General features: G+C 48.3%; 1 protein-coding gene. It reads left to right on the top strand.

Features of this window, described 5'->3' with window-relative positions:
- On the top strand, positions 1-240 hold a 240-nt coding region (locus AAEY75_RS16850; RefSeq protein WP_352260311.1), incomplete at both ends, for a hypothetical protein.

The raw sequence follows: 240 nt of genomic DNA, 5'->3' as shown, positions 1-240 counted from the left end.
ATCCAAGGCTAGCGCGGATGCTAGTTGCGGGTAGCGACTATGATTGTATTCGTGAGATGCTGATCGTTGTCGCAGCACTAGCGGTACAAGATCCGCGTGAGCGCCCTGCTAACAAGCGCCAGCAAGCGGATCAAAAGCATGCCGAATTTCGTCAAGATGACTCAGATTTCTTATTTTATTTGAGCTTGTGGAAGGCATTATTTGAGACTGACGAAGAGGGCAATAAGCTCTCTGGTAATC

Source organism: Psychrobacter sp. TB55-MNA-CIBAN-0194, assembly GCF_040309505.1.
Classification (GTDB): domain Bacteria; phylum Pseudomonadota; class Gammaproteobacteria; order Pseudomonadales; family Moraxellaceae; genus Psychrobacter; species Psychrobacter fozii.
Note: the sequence above shows the minus strand (reverse complement) of the source record. Positions and strands in the feature narration are given on the sequence as shown.